The organism is Allokutzneria sp. NRRL B-24872 (assembly GCF_002155965.1).
Classification (GTDB): Bacteria; Actinomycetota; Actinomycetes; order Mycobacteriales; family Pseudonocardiaceae; genus Allokutzneria.
On record NZ_MUMH01000304.1, the window covers coordinates 1 to 1,363 of the forward strand.

Annotated in this window: 1 protein-coding gene and 1 pseudogene; one reads left to right on the forward strand and one right to left on the reverse strand. The window is 72.1% G+C overall.

Annotation, left to right across the window (positions count from 1 at the left end; all coding sequences use genetic code 11):
• Positions 1 to 1,059: alpha-amylase family glycosyl hydrolase (locus CCN37_RS37620; RefSeq protein WP_143262036.1), on the forward strand; the 1,059-nt coding region annotated here is incomplete at its 5' end.
• Between the two features lie 15 nt (positions 1,060 to 1,074).
• Here the strand turns inward: CCN37_RS37620 and CCN37_RS37625 are convergent.
• Positions 1,075 to 1,363 (reverse strand): annotated as a pseudogene (locus CCN37_RS37625) (hypothetical protein); the annotation flags it as partial.

Here is a 1,363-nt window from a genome sequence, read left to right on the forward strand (position 1 = left end):
GAGCAGCCGGACCTGAACTGGGCGAACCCCGAGGTGGCCGAGGACCTCGACACCACGCTGCGGTTCTGGCTGGACCGCGGTGTCGACGGTTTCCGGATCGACGTGGCGCACGGCATGGCCAAGCCCGCCGACCTGCCCGACGTGGCCGAGGGCTTCGTCGACGGCAGCGGTGTCCTGCACGACAACGCCAACGACCCGCGCTTCGACAACGACGAGGTGCACGAGATCCACCGCCGCATCCGCAAGGTGCTCGACGAGTACCCGGACCGGATGGCCGTCGGCGAGATCTGGGTGAAGGGCGACGAGCGCTTCGCCGCCTACGTCCGCCCTGACGAGCTGCACCTGGGCTTCAACTTCCGCCTGGTGGAGACCGACTTCGACGCGGCGTCGGTGCGTTCGGCGATCGAGCACTCCGTCGCGGCCGTGCGCACCGTCGGCGCGTTGCCGACGTGGACGCTGTCCAACCACGACGTCGTGCGGCACACCACCCGCTACGGCGGCGGCGAGCTGGGCCAGGCGCGGGCGCGTGCGATGGCGCTGGTCGAGCTGGCGCTGCCCGGCGTCGTCTACCTGTACAACGGCGAAGAGCTGGGCCTGCCCAACGTGGACCTGCCGGACTGGGCGTTGCAGGACCCGGTCTGGGAGCGCTCCGGGCACACCGAGCGCGGGCGCGACGGCTGCCGCGTGCCGATGCCGTGGGAGGGCGCCGGGCCGACGTTCGGCTTCACCTCCGGCGAGAACACCTGGCTGCCCATGCCGCAGGACTGGGCTCCGCTGACCGTGGAGGCCCAGCTGGAGGACCCGGCTTCGATGCTCTCGCTCTACCGGCAGGCCATCGAGCTGCGGCGGACGCATCCGGGCTTCGCCGGCCAGGACATCGAGTGGTACGGCGCGCCCGAGGGCTGCTTCGCCTTCCGCCGCAAGTCCGGCGGCCTCATCTGCGCGCTCAACACCTCACCCGTCGCGGTCCCCCTCCCGCCCGGCGAGGTCGTCCTGGCCAGCGCCGACCTCACCTCCGACGGCGAACTCCCGCCCAACACCGCCGCCTGGCTCGCCTAGCCCCCTTTCTTGGGGTCAGACGAGGAGGGGGAGCAAGGAGTGGCGTCGGCGGACCACGGCGCCGAAGCGCGCGTCCAGGCGCAGCCACGAGTCGGTGGCGGTGACGCGGACCTTGTCGCCCTCGTGCCGGCTGGTCAGGAATCCCATGCCGGAGAGCGCGAAGAGGCACCGCAGCGGGATCTTCACGTCCAGCCCTGAACCGCTGACGGTCAGCACGGACTGGTCGAGCAGCGACGCGGGCGGGGTGCCGCGCGGCCCCGGGTTCTCCTTGGCCACCGCGACGCCCTGATCGGCCAGCTCGGCG